The following is a 14,630-nucleotide window of genomic DNA, read 5'->3' as shown; positions in this document are numbered from 1 at the left end:
AACACATCAATAGAATAACAGCCCTTTTTAAGATACACAACCTCTAATGTCAGGTTTTCTCACATCATTTTTCTAACCAATTTTTAACTTTATCAAAAATACTGTTATAGCAAGCATCTTTTTCGATTGGGTCAATCCAATTTATTGGTAATTTATTTCTAAAATAAGTTAATTGTCTTTTCGCATAACGTCTTGAGCTTTGCTTTAGTTGTTCAACTGCTTGCTCATAAGTAATTTTATTATCAAAATAATCAAAGAACTCTTTATAGCCAATCGCCTGTTTGGCTTGATAGATTCGCTTTTGATTTTGATAAACTAATTTTGCTTCATCGAGTAACCCTTCTGACATCATGAGATCAACCCTTTGGTTAATTCTTTGGTATAGGACTTGCCTTTCAGTGTTTAGTCCTAACAATAAAGCATCATACTTAACCGGCAGCGTTTTTTGTTGTTTTGAAAATAACCGCCCTGTTACTTTAATCACAGTTAATGCTCTAATAACTCGTCTATGATTTTCTTTAGGAATTTTCTCTGCTGAAACTGCGTCTTTTTCTAATAAAAGTTGCCAAAGATTCTCTTCGCCTTTTTCTTTAAGCATCTTTTGATAGTCATTTTCAACTTTTAAATAGTTGTCGTCTTTTTCTGCTCCTAATTTAAAGTCATGTATTAGCGTATTAAGATAAAAACCTGTTCCCCCTACAATAATTGGTAATTTACCTCGGGATGTTATTTCTGAAATTTGTTGATCAGCCTCTTCAACGAAATCTTTCACAGAAAATTCATCATAAATACTTTGTGTATCAATCAAATGATGCACAGCTTGAGCTTGTTCTGATACTGTTGGTTTAGCTGTTGCTATTGAGACTTCACGATAAACTTGCATCGAGTCTCCGGAAATAATCTCTCCATTAAATTTTTGTGCCAGTTCAATACCAAATGCTGTTTTTCCAACAGCAGTTGGCCCTGCTACAATTAATATTTTTTTCAATTTAGACGTCCTTTATTAATATATTTCTGAAATTATGATAAAATCAATTTAACAATTCAAAGGAGGAATGTCAGATGGCTAAAAAATTTTTAGGTGGCGTTTTAACAGGTACTGCTCTTACAGTTGCATCTCTTGCTGGTGCTGCATTTACATTTAAGAAAAAAGTAGTAGAACCAGAAGAACAAGAAGCAGAACGTATTGAAGAAAACCGCCGTCGTGCAATTCGTAAAAGTTTATCCGCACATCGTCGTGCAAAATAAATAATAAAATAAAAAAGCTTGGTTATTTTAACCAAGCTTTTTTATTAGTAACTTTTTTTAGAAGATTTTGTTTTACCTTCCCAGTCTCGATAACCTTTTTTTAACCATTTAACATTTTTAAACCCTTTTTTGTTAACAAGATATCTTGCTGCACGCACACAAATGCTTTGGCCATCTGCATACAGATAAACAGGCAAGTCAGGTCTCATTTCAGCAAAAGATAGTTTAAGTTGTGTATATGGTATGCTACGAGCCCCTAAAATATGAGATTGATCGAACGCATCTGTTCCACGTAAGTCAATAATTTGTGCTTTGCGCATAGTGTTTTGAAAATCTTCGTTAGATAATGCACCCGCTAATTTTTTGCTATAAAAGCGGATATACAACCAATTAAACAAGATTGCCAATACAATAATTGCTAAAACAACGTATAAAACTAACATGTCGAAATCCCCTTATACTTTTTATTGAACGATTAGTGAAGCGGCTCCAATAACACCTGCTTCATTTCCTAATGAAGCTAGACGTAGTTTTGTTGAGTTTCTAACACTTGGAAATGCTGATTCTTCAAATGCTTCAGTTGTTTTGTTCAACAATAAGTCTCCAGCAGCAGAAACACCACCACCGATAACAACAAAGTCAGGGTTTAATGTATTAGAAATATTAGCTAATGCATATCCTAAGTAATCACAGATACGGTTAATCACACGTACAGCCAATGGATCATCTTTTTTAGCTAAATCAAATACGATTTTAGCGCTAATTTCTTCACCAGCGTCAAGTAAGCGTTTTAATGATGAGTTACCTGCGTATTCTTCTGCCAAGTCTCTAGCTACACGTACAATACCTGTTGCACTGGCAACTGTTTCTAAACAACCATTGTTTCCACAAGTACATTTGTAACCATGGCGTTCAACAATGATATGACCAATTTCACCAGCAGCACCAGCAGCACCATGAACGATTTGATCGTTAACAATGATTCCACCACCAACACCGGTTCCAAGAGTTGTGAATGCAACGTTAGAAGCGTTGTCACCAGCACCTTTCCATTTTTCACCAAGCGCTGCTACATTAGCATCGTTATCGATGAAAACTGGGATTCCTGTACCTTCTTCAATATCACGTTTAGGGAAAACGGGTTTGCGCCAGTTTAGGTTATAAGCGCCAACAACTGAACCGTCCTTTTGGTTAACACTACCAGGAGAACCCATTCCAATTCCAGCAAATTGTTCTGGTTTCATGTGGTAAAGATTCAAGTGATGGTTGATAGATTTAATAATATCAGGAATGATGTGTGAACCATCATCTAAAATATTTGTATCTTCAGCCCAACGTTGTTGAATCTCTCCATTTTTAGTTAAAATAGCGAACTTAATTGTGGTGCCTCCTAAGTCAACACCAATTAATTTTTTATCCACGTTGTTCTTCCTTTCTCTTTTCAACTTCATATTCATGCTGTAGAACTACTTTTGCGGAGATAAATTCTTTCTGGGTAATGAGGCCAGAATGGTAAATATTATCTAGCTCCAATGCCATCAACTCAATATCCCACTTACGTTTACCAACATAAACATAAATATTGAACCGCTTTAATAATTGTTGAACATCATACAATTGTTTCATTAATACGAAACCTGCATTCCTATTCCAATTAAAATTAATGTCAAGATTATAGTAGCAAAAATCGCAACTATTCGCCATCTTGTTGCATATAATTTTTGATTTTTTTGACCACCGAATATTATACCAAATAATACACCAAATAATAAGCCTCCAAAATGACCTTGGATATTAATACTTGGAATAAATAAATCCATTACTAAATTCAAAATAGCTAATGCTAAAAATTGTTGTTTGATAGCGGTCATAGCTGGATTTTGATTATTCCATACTAAGGCGAGTACCACACCAAACAATCCAAATAAACTAGTGCTTGCACCAGCAGAAACTATCATATCTGATCCAAATGCTAAAGACATCAGATTACCGCCAATCCCTGACAGTAAAAAAATGCTGAGGTACTTGGCTTTACCTAAAGCCGGTTCTAAAAACTGACTGACATAATAAATCATGACGGCATTAGAAGCAAAGTGCAAGAAGTTGATATGAATAAATTGCGCTGTAATTAATCGCCACCACTGATTAAATATAACAACTAGCGGATTAAATAGTGATCCAAAGTTAAGCAATGTCCCTGAGTCTATTGCGCCACTGAACAAGGCCAATTGCTTACTACTAAAACATTCAAATAGAAATACGAGTGCCATCACACCTAATAAAGTATAAGTGACAACAAAGTTTGAATTGATAAATCGTTTAATTTTTTGCAATTATTAGACTCCTTTACTATTCACTAGGAATAATTAGCTCGTCAATCGGTACATCCATCATAGAAATTGGCCACTCTGCAGACTCAAAAATCATAGGCGTGAGTGCCAAAGTCAAAGTTTTGGTTTGGTATTGATTCAAGAAACGGTCAAAGTAACCACCACCAAATCCAACACGATAGTGATGATCTCTACTAATTGCTAAGCCAGGTGTCACAACTAAATCCAATTGATTTTTAACTGGTGTATCTAATTCTGGTTCTAAAACACCAAATTTAGATTTAACCAACTGATCACCAGAATTATACGCAACAAAATCCATCTGTCTATGTGGTCTAACTTTAGCAAGATAGACTGACTTTTTCATTTCAAGCAGTGCTTCAATTAATGGAAGCGTATCTAATTCAAAAGCATCCCCGACAGTCAAGCCAATACTTTGTGCAGCCTTAACCCTAGGATGTGAGACAAACTGATGAAAGAGATTAATTTCTTCTCTTTGCTTTTGAGTGGTCTTAGCAAATTCCTGCAATCTATTCAGTTGCATCTTTCTGAGTTCAGCTTTATCCATAATAAAAATCCCTTTGTATATTAAAAAAACAACAGGTCAGCCCTGCTGTTTTCATTATTTTGTTTCACGATGAAGTGTGACATGTCTCTCACGAGGGCAGTACTTCTTTAGTTCTAAACGTTGTGGGTGGTTACGTTTATTTTTCTTTGTTAAGTAAAGACGTTCGTGACAAGATGTACACTCTAAGTTAATATTTACGTTCATGTTGATGACACCCCCTAAATTGTCTATGATGCATTTAACTCATATATAATAACATTATTTTTTGAATTTTTCTACTATTTTTGTGGATTCAATTTAAAGTAATTTGTGAACATTTCGTGTGCAACATCTAAGTTATAGTGTCCTTCTGAGTTAACATCTAAGTCAGGGAACACAACAGAAATCGCAATTTGCGGATCATCAGCAGGCGCATAACCTACAAAACTAGATGTTGTTGTTTCTGGTGCATTTGGATTTCCAGGATTATCTGGATCATAGTAAAATGTTTGTGCGGTACCAGTCTTACCAGCAACAGCCGGTTCAATATCAGCTAATGTGTGGGCTGTTCCCCAGGCATTATGTCCGTGAACAACTTGATACATCCCCTCTTTAACAACTTGAAGCTGATCTTGTGTAAAGTCCACTTGGTTTAAGACTTCTGGTGATGTTGTATGTTGCGTAATAAACGACTTGTTATCATCTGTAGTCTGGCCAATTGATTTAACAAGATAAGGCTTCATACGATAGCCTCCATTTGCAATTGTGGAGATGTATTGAGCTAGTTGCATTACTGTATAACCATCGTAGTTACCAAATGATAAGGCTAATGCTGATCCTGAAAGAAGGTTTCCTTTACTATCAAAAGAACGTCCTGGATAGCCAGCGACCTCACTTGGTAAATCAATACCTGTTTTAACACCCAATCCAAATTGAGAATAAATATTTCTCATTTGAACAAAGGCGTCTTGCGGCATCGTAATATAGTTATTAGCAACATATCCTGCTTTTAACCATCTTAACGTTAATTGCATCATATAAATATTAGAAGAAACTTCCAAAGCTGTCTGTGCATTTAATGAAGAGAATGTTCCCAGTGGATAAACAGATTTCATCACTGGTGTTCCTCTTAGATAGATAGCTTCTTCGGGTAAGGTATTAGACTGTGGCGTAATTGCCCCATTCATCAACCCGCCTAAAACTGTAGCTCCTTTGACAACAGACCCCATTGTAAAGGCATGGTTAATGGTTCCTAGCGCATCACTGTAAGTCTCACCAGTTTTTGGATTGCGCCCTATTCCAGCAATACCTAAAATAGCACCTGTTTTGGGATTAGTTGCCACAGCATAAGCCCCAGCTGAGTATTTTGTGACACCATCAGCTTGTGCTTTTTGGTAGTACTTATTCAAACTATCAGAAATCATTTGTTGATACTGCAAGTCTAATGTAAAGGTCAAACTACTTCCTTTAACACCTGGATAAACCGTATTAATTTCTTCAATAGTGTTATCTGAAGACGAAATATTTACTTGGTTGAGCGCTTTAGACCCTCTAAGAATAGGTTCATACTGGCGCTCCAAGTAACTTGTTCCTACACGGTCATTTCTTAGATAGCCTTGAGTTAAGTAATATTGCAAGCGATCACTAGGCAATCCTGCCTGTTCACTTGAAACACGCCCAATAATACTTTGGACTGAATCACCATTTGGATAGACACGAGTCCAATCCGTTCCAATATTAACTCCTGGCAGTTCTGATAAATGTTCAGCAACTAGTGCCACTTCTTTATCAGTTAAATTATTATTTTTTACATAAACCGTTGAAAGCATTGAAGCAGCACTGATTTTACGTAGTATAATAGCTGCTGACTTTTGTTTATCAGAAACCTGCGGCTTTTGACTAATATAGTACTTCACCGCATTAGCGTAAATCTGTGTACTTGATAACTTTGTCGAGTCCGTTTGGTCTTTTGGCATCTTATCTAGCAAATCACTATAATTTCTTGTATCACTTAAATAGTAAGTGGCTAAATCTTGATTAGTTGCACTGTCACCGTCTAAAGAGATATACTGACTAAGGTCGTCACTAATTTCTTTCATCCCCTTCGTGGTTAAATTCATCCCACGGGTATAAGTGATGGCATTTTTTGATTCATTTCCAACCAAAACACGACCTTTTGAATCATACATGATTCCTCTAGGAACATTAGCTTGAACTAGGTTACGGTCTGACGTATCGACTTCGGCACGAAAACGACTACCATAGTTCAATTGTAAGTGTCCTGATTGGATGATGAGTAACGCAAATAAAATAAAAATAACGCCCAAAAGAATGTTCATTCTTGTAGGGATTGAAGAGGTGCTTTTTTTTGTTGAATTTTTTAATTTCTTTAAATATTTCACGACAATTCATTCCTTAATGTAATAGAATTATTTTAACAAAATTCGGAGTGAATTACTATTCAGTACAAACGTATTGAAAATTTTTTAAATAATGGATGGAGATTATGCAAAACAAATATCTAACTCGCCTAATAAAAGTTGATAACATCAAGACTTTTAAGTGGCTCAGTTTCTTATTACCTTTTATTTTATTCTTAATTTATTTTGCACTACGAGGAGCTTATCCTTTTGGTGACAATTCTATTCTAACAGTTGACCTAGGTCAGCAATATATTGACTTTTTAGCTTACTTTAAGCATACCGTTACTCAAAATCCTGGTGATATTTTATATTCATTTAGCAAAGGATTGGGTGGCGCAATGGCTGGAACCTGGGCTTACTATTTACTAAGTCCGTTCAACTTAATTCTACTGCTAGTGCCAACTGCCTTTTTCCCAACCGGAATTTTCTTTGTTATTTTAACTAAAATTGGTTTTATTGGCTTAAGTAGTTTTCACTATTTCAACCGTCGTAACCATCTTAATGGCTATACAACATTAGCCCTATCTACTGCTTATGCTATGTGTGGTTTCGTTGTTGCTAATAATTTCAATTTAATGTGGCTTGATTCAGTTATCTTGCTACCTATTCTAATTCAAACGATTGATGACTGGTTCGTATCAAAACCCCAATTCAAAAAATTATTACTTGTAACTTGTGCGTTGCTAATCACAAACTTTTATTCAGGATATATGGCGCTGTTGTTTGGCTTTTTCTACTATATAACACTTTGGATTATTCACCATCCTAAAAACTGGCGCAAGTTATTTGCTAAGTACATTGGTGTTAATCTGTTGTCTGCACTACTCACAGCCTTCGTTTTAGTTCCTACTGTACTTGAGCTGTTAACTGGTAAAGGTCAATCACAAGGATCACAGTTTGAACTAGCCTTCCAATATCCACCGCAAAATACATTAGCAAAATTGATGATTGGTTCATTTGACTTCAATCAAATGTCTTATGGTATGCCAAATATTTATTTTAGTAGTATCTTGTTACTAGCTGTTATTGGTTTCTTTATGAACAAAGCTATTGCTAAGCGAATCAGAATCAGCTTCTTTGGACTTTTCTTCTTTATGGTTGGTTCATTGTCTTTTATTCCGCTTGTTTTAATGTGGCATATGGGACAATTCCCCGTTTGGTTCCCAGGAAGATTTACTTTCTGTTTAGTCTTCTTATGCTTAATACTGGCTAGTGATTACCTCAAAAATATCAAGTTTGATAGTAAGAAAACTTGGATTGTTCAACTCGTGTTAATTGCCGCAGCTATCATTTTTGTCTCAATTAACCTCACACAATTTACATTTTTAGACTGGCTAAATATTGCCTTTACAGCTGTATTTTTTGCCATGGGAATTTATCTATATAAGCGATTTAATGCATGGGGTGCTATTGCCCCAATCCTATTAATGGCACTAGTTACGTTGGATCTTTCAAGTAACTTTGCGGCCAGTTTGAACAATATCTCTTATCAATCAAATAGTGCTTATGTTAACTATTCACATCAAAACGCCGATACCAGTCAAAAAATTAAAGCTTCCGATGATAGTTTTTACCGAACAGAAAAAACTTACTATCGTTCAAATGATGATCCCTTCAGTGGACAATTTAACGGTATCAGTCACTTTAATTCGCTAACGCCTTACTATCAAAGTAGTTTCTTGAATCGTTTAGGTCTTAAAAGTAGTGGTAGTTCTTATAGCTATACCAATGGTACAGTTTTAACTGACTCACTATTAGGTGTGAAATATTATTATAATTACACAGATAATTCAGATCCGTTTCCGTTCAAAACACCTAATCGCTTTGCGACTTTATCTTCAAGACCTGACTTAGATACTTACCAAAAAATCATGAAAAACTATCAGATTGATGTTTATAAGAATGATAGTTCATTGCCGATTTCATTCGTTGCTCCTGAGAATCCTTCAGAAGTTTCATTGGCAACTAATCGTCCAATCTTAAATCAAGAAGAACTAATGTCAAACTTGTTAAACAAACAAGCTTCATATTTCAAAAAGCAACCTGAGATGGATGTTTCACTCTCAAATGTTAGTGTTGAAAAATCACTAGATACAACTTCTTATCATGTCATGGAACAAGGAAAGCCAGCTTCAGTTGAGTATAGTTTCACACCCGAAACCAACGACTCTTACTACTTACTGGTTCCAAACTTCTTCGATAATAAACAAGTTAAACTTTATATTAACGATATTATTGTTAGTGGTAGTTCACTTGGTGGCAATGAAAATCGCGTCTTGAATATTGCAAGTAATCAAAAAGGTGTCAAAATCACTTTCAAATTGGAATTACAAAAAGACTTCTTGTCCTTCTCTTTATTATCTTTATACCGATTTGATAATGCTTCTTTCAAGACAGACGTTGAATCTCTTAAGTCAACACCAACAAATACCAAACAATTATCTAATACACACTACACATCAGATGTTGAGTTGTCGGAAAGCAAACGCTTTATGACTTCAATCCCTGCTGATAGTGGTTGGAAATTTAAAGTAGATGGAAAAATCGTAACACCGGTAAAATGGGCAAATACATTTTGGAGCCTTCCCCTTTCAAGTGGTTCTCATCATATTGAATATTACTATCAACCTGATTACGTTATTTATCCGTTTGTATTATCTGGTATCACACTTATCTTAATGTTAGGTGGTTTATATACACACCGCAAAATAAAAAAACGTCAATTAGACTAACTGTCTAATCGACGTTTTTTTATTTTAATCAGCTAAGGTTACTTCTAGAATTTCAACATCAAATTCGCCACCAGGAGTTGAGATTGAAACAACATCTCCTGTCTTTTTACCAATAATAGCTTTGGCAATAGGTGAATCATTTGAAATCTTACCAGATAATGGATCTGATTCTGATGAACCAACAATAATGTATTCTTCAGGATCATCTTCACCAACTTCTGTGAAGACCACTTTTTTACCGATGGCAACTTCGTCAGCTTCTGCTTGAGTTGCATCAACAACTTGTGCGTATTTCAACATTTCTTGAATTTGCTTAATGCGACTTTCTAACACACTTTGTTCATCTTTTGCTGATTCGTATTCTGAGTTTTCAGATAAGTCACCAAAAGAACGTGCAATTTTAATTCTTTCGATAACTTCTGGTCTTTTTTCTAATTTTAAAGTTTCTAATTCTTCCTCAAGCTTAACTTTACCGTCAGCTGTCATAGGAAATACTCTTTCGACCATCCTTATAAACACCCCATATTTCTATATTCATTCCTGATAAATATTAGAGTGAATGAACCAATTTGTCAACTACCTGTTTAATTTTGTTGACCTAATCGTGTATTTGTTGCGATATGTTCATCATAAGTCTTACTGTAGTAGACGGTTCCAGTCTTCAAATCTGCCACAAAGTATAAATAACCTTGATCACGATCAGCAGGATTTAGAACGGCTTTGATTGAAGATTCGCTTGGCATTGCAAATGGACCTGGTCCAATCCCTTTATTTTGGTAAAGGTTGTAAGGTGAATCTACTTTAGTATCTTCAATTGAAAGCATCGTCTTATGTTGATTAAGTGCATATAAAACTGAAATATCGGTACCCAATGTCATACCTTGATCGATACGATTATCAAAAACACCTGCAATCTTAGCACGGTCGCTGTCACTCACACCTTCTTTTTCAACTAGAGAAGCTAAAGTTAACACGTCGTGCACTGATTTATTTTGTGATTTAATTTGATCATAAAATGGTGTCAGTTCTTGGTTTGTTTTATCAACCATTGTTGTAACAATATCGTCAAGTTTTGAATATGAAAAAATGTCATAACTTGCTGGGTATAGGTAACCTTCTAGTAAGTAACGTAAATTAGTTCTATCAGTTAGCCCATTTAGCAAGTTTGGATATTTTTCAGCCAACTTTTTGACAAAGTCTTTATTATTAACTAGGTCTAAAAAGTCTTGTTTTTTAAACTTGCCATTTTTTTCGATTGAAGTCGCAATATCATCGATATTGTCTCCTTCTTTAATAACAATTTGCCCCTCAGTTGCTTTATTCAATCCATTTTGTAAACTATTCACAATATCGGTTAAAGTCATTGAAGGTGATAATGAATAGTCTCCTGCTTTAAATCCATCGTAGTGATTGAATTTAGCCCAATAAGTAAATATGGTTGAATTTTTAATCAACCCATTCTTTTCTAGAATAATCGCAGCATCACGGTTAGTTGCTCCTTCTGGGATATTAACCGTTTTTTTGGATTGATCTGAAACATTATAAGGTTGTAAGGATTGATTAACGTATACAACCGTCGATAAGCTAACTACAGCAATCAAAATAATTAAAATAGAGATAATCCATTTGACTAATTTTTTTGTAGGTTTAGCTTGTTTGTGATTACTCATAATAATAGCTCCCCATTAACTAACGAACACTAATATTAAGTTCTGTTGTTAGTGCTTGTGTGATAGCTTCAATTGCTTCATTAACGCTATCATCTTTCAATGTTTGTGTGAAATCTTGGAAAGTAAGTTGGTAAGCAATTGATTGTTTGCCGGCTTCTAATTTGTCGCCTGAGTAAACATCAAAGACTTGAATATCACGTAGATACTTACCACCGTTTTCATCAATAACTGAGATGATTTGTGAGTTGGTTACCGCTTCATCAACTAGTAATGATAAATCACGTTTGATTTCTGGATATTTTGGTGCTTCTTTTGAAACTGTTGGTTCAACATCAATTGAAAGCAATGTTACCATGTCTAATTCAAAAGCGTAAACTTCTTTCAACTTAGTTTTTGGTAATTCACGTGGATCAATTTGACCAACAAAACCAACGTATTGACCATCATAGTAAATAGCTGCTGTACGTGTTGGATGCATCCCTTTGATTGGTTCTGCCACATAATTAGTTGCTTTAGTGAAGCCCATTGCTTTTAAGAAAGCTTCAACTTGACCTTTTACTTCATAAAAGTCAAAGTTTTTGACATCATGTTGCCAGTTATTTGGACGGTTTTGTCCAACATATAATCCAGCAATGTGGTCAACTTCTTGGTTTTGACCATTTTCTCGGCTAAAGACACGACCTTGTTCAAATAAACGTAAATCAGTTTGTTTTCTAGCGGCATTGTATACAGCACTATCTAATAACCCAGATACTAAGTTTTGACGTAGCACTTCGTGTTCTTTAGTCATTGGCCAGTCTAAGGCAATTACATCTTTTGCTTCTTTGACAAAGCTTACGGCTTTATCATGAGATGTTAAAGAGTAGTTAATTGTTTCATCTAAGCCAAAGCCAACTAACAAGTCACGTGCTTTATTTAATGCTTGTTGTTGTCTGTCATAACCACCGATTGTTTGTTCAACAACTGGTAAAACAGTTGGCAAGTTATCGTAGCCGTAAAGACGGGCAACTTCTTCAACTAAATCAGCGTCAATTGAAATATCAAAACGTCTTGCTGGAACTGACACGCTTAAGGTATCGCCTTCGGCCACAACGCCAAATTGTAAACGTTCAAAAATAGCAATAATATCTGCTGTACTTAATTCAGTTCCTAAGACATGGTTAATACGAGCAGTTGTAATATCAATCACAACAGGTGATTTTTGAGTATCTCTAATCACTTTTGTACCCGCTAACACTTTTGCTTGACCATTTTCAGCAATAAGTTGGGCCAAGTAGTCGATTGCTTTTTGGGTATTATCCCAGTTAATGCCTTTTTCATAACGAGCAGAAGAATCCGTTCTTACACCGTGTCTTTGAGCTGATTTACGAACTAACGCCCCATCATAGATAGCTGATTGTAAAACAAGTGATGTTGTATTTTCATCTACTTCAGCAACGGTTGCAGTTGCCACACCACCTAGTGTTAGAATTTTGTTGTCATCTGCAATAACGATATCTTCTGTATCAAGTTCAATTGGATCTTGATCTTTCAATTGAATAGTTTCGCCAGCTTTAGCAAAACGAACTTGTAAATCGCCTTGAATTTTATCAGCATCAAATGCAGTTAGTGGTTGACCCATTTCAATCATCGCATATTGCAAAGCATCAACAACTGTATTCACTGGACGTGTACCAGCATTCATCAAGCGTGTTTGCATCCAAAGTGGACTTTTAGCATTATTAACATCTGTTAAATATCTCAAACGATAATTTGAAACAGCAGATTCATCTAAATCAAGTGAGACTTCAACTTGTGAATCGAAACTTTTGGCATCTTCAGCAACTTCTGGTGTTTTCAAGTTAGGTTTTTGGCTTAAAATAGCACCAACTTCATAAGCTGCACCTTCCATTGATAAAGTGTCTGCACGGTTAGGTGTGATATCAAAATCAAGAATGTAGTCATCCATTCCTAATGCTTCATAAACTTCTGTACCAGGTGCAATCGCATCTTCAAAAACATAAATACCATCTTTAACTTCTTCTGGCACAACTGAATCACTGAATCCAATTTCTTGTAAACCACAGATCATTCCTTGAGAAACAACGCCACGTAGTTTGCCCTTTTTGATTTTTTCATTGCCAGCAATACGTGAGTTAGGTAATGCGACAATAACATATTGATCTTCTGCAATATTAGGCGCACCACAAACAATTTGGTAGGGTTCTTCTTCCCCAACATCAACTTGTGCGACTCTTAAGTGATCTGAATTTTCATGGTTTTTAAGAGAAAGAACATGACCAACCACGATTTTTTTCAAACCTTCTTGAGGATGTTCCAGTGTTTCAATCTCAATCCCTGTACGTGTAATTGTTTCAGCTAAATCAGCAGGGTCCACTGTCACATCTAAGTAATCTTTTAACCAATTATATGAAACTAACATTATTTGGCCTCCTGTCTAAATTGTTCTAAGAATCTAACATCATTAAGGTAGAAGTCACGAATGTCACTTACACCATATTTCAAAATAGCAAAACGATCTAATCCAAGACCAAAGGCGAATCCACCGTATTTTTGACTGTCAACGCCAGCGTTTTCTAAGACGTTAGGATGCACCATACCAGCACCTAAAACTTCAATCCAACCTGTTGATTTACATGTTGAACAACCTTTACCACCACAAGCAAAACAAGTCACGTCAACTTCGACTGATGGTTCAGTAAATGGGAAGTAACTTGGTCTTAATCTAATTTCACGGTCTTCACCAAAAACATGTTGGGCAATAGCTTGAAGTGTTCCTTTTAAGTGAGCCATTGTGATGTTTTCATCAATAACCAAACCTTCTAGTTGGTTAAATTGGTGTGAGTGAGTCGCATCATCATCATCACGACGGTAAACTTTACCGGGTGAAATCATTTTTAGTGGGCTCTTTGAAAAGTCATGTTTTTCAAGTGTACGTGCTTGTACAGGTGAAGTTTGGCTACGCATTAAGTGTTCGTGTGTAGCATCCACGTAGAATGTGTCTTGCATATCACGAGCAGGGTGATTCTTTGGAATGTTCATCATTTCAAAGTTGTAATGATCAGACTCGACCTCAGGACCTGTAATCACTTGGTAACCTAAGCTCACGCAGAACTCTTCAATGTCTTGACGCACAATGTTAATCAAATGGTGGCTTCCTAGGTAGCTTTCTTTACCTGGAAGTGTGACATCAATTGCTTCTTTTTGCATTTGTGCCTCAAGTTCAGCATGTTGTAATTGTTCTTTTTTGTTATCAATTTCAGTTGCAAATAAATCACGAACCTCATTAACAACTTGTCCAACTTTAGGACGTTCCTCGTTTGATAAGTCCTTCATTGAACGTAACACTTTGGTTAGTTCACCTTTTTTACCTGTTAAATTAACTCGGATATCATTTAAAGTATCCAAGTCATTAGCTTCTTTAATTTGTGTTAACCCTTGATCTTTTAATGTTTGAATATGATCAAAAATAGACATAATAGCTCTCCTTTCAAATAAAAAAAGCCTCATCCCCAAAAAGGGACGAAGCTTTTGACATCGCGGTACCACCCTGCTTTATCAGACATAAAAGTCTCATACACTTAGTACATCAGATAACGGTGATAGCCGGAATGGGTTAGATTCTACTCCTGAAGTGAAATTCATAGTGTCTTCATAAGTTGCTTGCACTGTCCAACTCT

14 protein-coding genes are annotated in these 14,630 nt (G+C 35.6%); 2 read left to right on the top strand and 12 right to left on the bottom strand.

Annotated elements, in window-relative coordinates:
• Positions 1-64: 64 nt before the first annotated feature.
• Positions 65-988 (bottom strand): tRNA (adenosine(37)-N6)-dimethylallyltransferase MiaA, encoded by a 924-nt coding sequence (gene miaA, locus JNUCC72_RS01975; RefSeq protein ID WP_454144365.1) that lies wholly within the window; start codon positions 986-988, stop codon positions 65-67.
• 74 nt (positions 989-1,062) lie between these two features.
• Here miaA and JNUCC72_RS01970 point away from each other — a divergent pair, with 74 nt between their 5' ends.
• Positions 1,063-1,248: a DUF3042 family protein gene (locus tag JNUCC72_RS01970; RefSeq protein WP_454144363.1), complete on the top strand. Its 186-nt coding sequence runs from the start codon at positions 1,063-1,065 to the stop codon at positions 1,246-1,248.
• A gap of 44 nt (positions 1,249-1,292) precedes the next feature.
• On the opposite strand, the gene JNUCC72_RS01965 is transcribed toward JNUCC72_RS01970, so the two are convergent.
• The 7 genes from JNUCC72_RS01965 to JNUCC72_RS01935 form a co-directional block, all read right to left on the bottom strand.
• Positions 1,293-1,691 carry a rhodanese-like domain-containing protein gene (locus JNUCC72_RS01965; protein ID WP_454144361.1) on the bottom strand — a complete coding sequence of 133 codons (399 nt, stop codon included), beginning with the start codon at positions 1,689-1,691 and terminating at the stop codon, positions 1,293-1,295.
• 21 nt (positions 1,692-1,712) lie between these two features.
• The gene (locus JNUCC72_RS01960; RefSeq protein WP_454144359.1) at positions 1,713-2,669 is read right to left on the bottom strand and encodes an ROK family glucokinase; all 957 of its coding nucleotides are present in this window, start codon (positions 2,667-2,669) and stop codon (positions 1,713-1,715) included.
• Positions 2,662-2,874, bottom strand: a complete 213-nt coding sequence (locus JNUCC72_RS01955) for a YqgQ family protein (RefSeq protein ID WP_339969946.1) — start codon at positions 2,872-2,874, stop codon at positions 2,662-2,664. The genes JNUCC72_RS01960 and JNUCC72_RS01955 overlap by 8 nt, the downstream gene beginning before the upstream one ends.
• Complete coding sequence (locus JNUCC72_RS01950) at positions 2,874-3,581, bottom strand: rhomboid family intramembrane serine protease (RefSeq protein WP_454144357.1); 708 nt, start codon at positions 3,579-3,581, stop codon at positions 2,874-2,876. Before JNUCC72_RS01950 ends, JNUCC72_RS01955 begins: the two co-directional genes overlap by 1 nt.
• Positions 3,582-3,597: 16 nt before the next feature.
• On the bottom strand, positions 3,598-4,146 hold the full coding sequence (locus tag JNUCC72_RS01945; protein ID WP_454144355.1) for a 5-formyltetrahydrofolate cyclo-ligase: 549 nt from the start codon (positions 4,144-4,146) through the stop codon (positions 3,598-3,600).
• A 54-nt stretch (positions 4,147-4,200) separates the two neighbouring features.
• Entirely contained in the window at positions 4,201-4,350 is a 150-nt protein-coding gene (gene rpmG / locus JNUCC72_RS01940; protein ID WP_082618877.1) for a 50S ribosomal protein L33, read from the bottom strand.
• 74 nt (positions 4,351-4,424) lie between these two features.
• Complete coding sequence (locus tag JNUCC72_RS01935; RefSeq protein WP_454144353.1) at positions 4,425-6,527, bottom strand: peptidoglycan D,D-transpeptidase FtsI family protein; 2,103 nt, start codon at positions 6,525-6,527, stop codon at positions 4,425-4,427.
• A 104-nt stretch (positions 6,528-6,631) separates the two neighbouring features.
• On the opposite strand from JNUCC72_RS01935, the gene JNUCC72_RS01930 reads away from it, so the two are divergent.
• A complete protein-coding gene (locus JNUCC72_RS01930; RefSeq protein WP_454144351.1) occupies positions 6,632-9,280 on the top strand; it encodes a YfhO family protein in 2,649 nt (882 codons plus the stop codon).
• A 24-nt stretch (positions 9,281-9,304) separates the two neighbouring features.
• Here the strand turns inward: JNUCC72_RS01930 and greA are convergent, their stop codons facing one another.
• From greA to pheS, 4 genes are all read right to left on the bottom strand, one after another.
• Positions 9,305-9,787, bottom strand: coding sequence for a transcription elongation factor GreA (greA, locus tag JNUCC72_RS01925; RefSeq protein ID WP_454144349.1), 483 nt, complete (start codon positions 9,785-9,787; stop codon positions 9,305-9,307).
• A 77-nt stretch (positions 9,788-9,864) separates the two neighbouring features.
• The gene (gene mltG, locus JNUCC72_RS01920) at positions 9,865-10,950 is read right to left on the bottom strand and encodes an endolytic transglycosylase MltG (protein ID WP_454144347.1); all 1,086 of its coding nucleotides are present in this window, start codon (positions 10,948-10,950) and stop codon (positions 9,865-9,867) included.
• A 19-nt stretch (positions 10,951-10,969) separates the two neighbouring features.
• Entirely contained in the window at positions 10,970-13,372 is a 2,403-nt protein-coding gene (gene pheT / locus JNUCC72_RS01915; RefSeq protein ID WP_454144345.1) for a phenylalanine--tRNA ligase subunit beta, read from the bottom strand.
• Positions 13,372-14,427: a phenylalanine--tRNA ligase subunit alpha gene (pheS, locus tag JNUCC72_RS01910; protein WP_454144343.1), complete on the bottom strand. Its 1,056-nt coding sequence runs from the start codon at positions 14,425-14,427 to the stop codon at positions 13,372-13,374. Before pheS ends, pheT begins: the two co-directional genes overlap by 1 nt.
• Positions 14,428-14,630 lie beyond the last annotated feature (203 nt).

This window comes from Holzapfeliella sp. JNUCC 72 (assembly GCF_053668685.1).
This window is presented reverse-complemented; position numbering and strand designations above follow the sequence as displayed.

Excerpts from the sequence above, each read along its gene's own strand:
- JNUCC72_RS01955 (WP_339969946.1), bottom strand. The coding sequence starts at position 2,874 with ATGAAACAATTGTATGATGTTCAACAATTATTAAAGCGGTTCAATATT.
- JNUCC72_RS01965 (WP_454144361.1), bottom strand. The coding sequence starts at position 1,691 with ATGTTAGTTTTATACGTTGTTTTAGCAATTATTGTATTGGCAATCTTG.
- pheS (WP_454144343.1), bottom strand. The coding sequence starts at position 14,427 with ATGTCTATTTTTGATCATATTCAAACATTAAAAGATCAAGGGTTAACA.
- JNUCC72_RS01945 (WP_454144355.1), bottom strand. The coding sequence starts at position 4,146 with ATGGATAAAGCTGAACTCAGAAAGATGCAACTGAATAGATTGCAGGAA.
- greA (WP_454144349.1), bottom strand. The coding sequence starts at position 9,787 with ATGGTCGAAAGAGTATTTCCTATGACAGCTGACGGTAAAGTTAAGCTT.
- rpmG (WP_082618877.1), bottom strand. The coding sequence starts at position 4,350 with ATGAACGTAAATATTAACTTAGAGTGTACATCTTGTCACGAACGTCTT.
- pheT (WP_454144345.1), bottom strand. The coding sequence starts at position 13,372 with ATGTTAGTTTCATATAATTGGTTAAAAGATTACTTAGATGTGACAGTG.
- mltG (WP_454144347.1), bottom strand. The coding sequence starts at position 10,950 with ATGAGTAATCACAAACAAGCTAAACCTACAAAAAAATTAGTCAAATGG.
- JNUCC72_RS01970 (WP_454144363.1), top strand. The coding sequence starts at position 1,063 with ATGGCTAAAAAATTTTTAGGTGGCGTTTTAACAGGTACTGCTCTTACA.
- JNUCC72_RS01930 (WP_454144351.1), top strand. The coding sequence starts at position 6,632 with ATGCAAAACAAATATCTAACTCGCCTAATAAAAGTTGATAACATCAAG.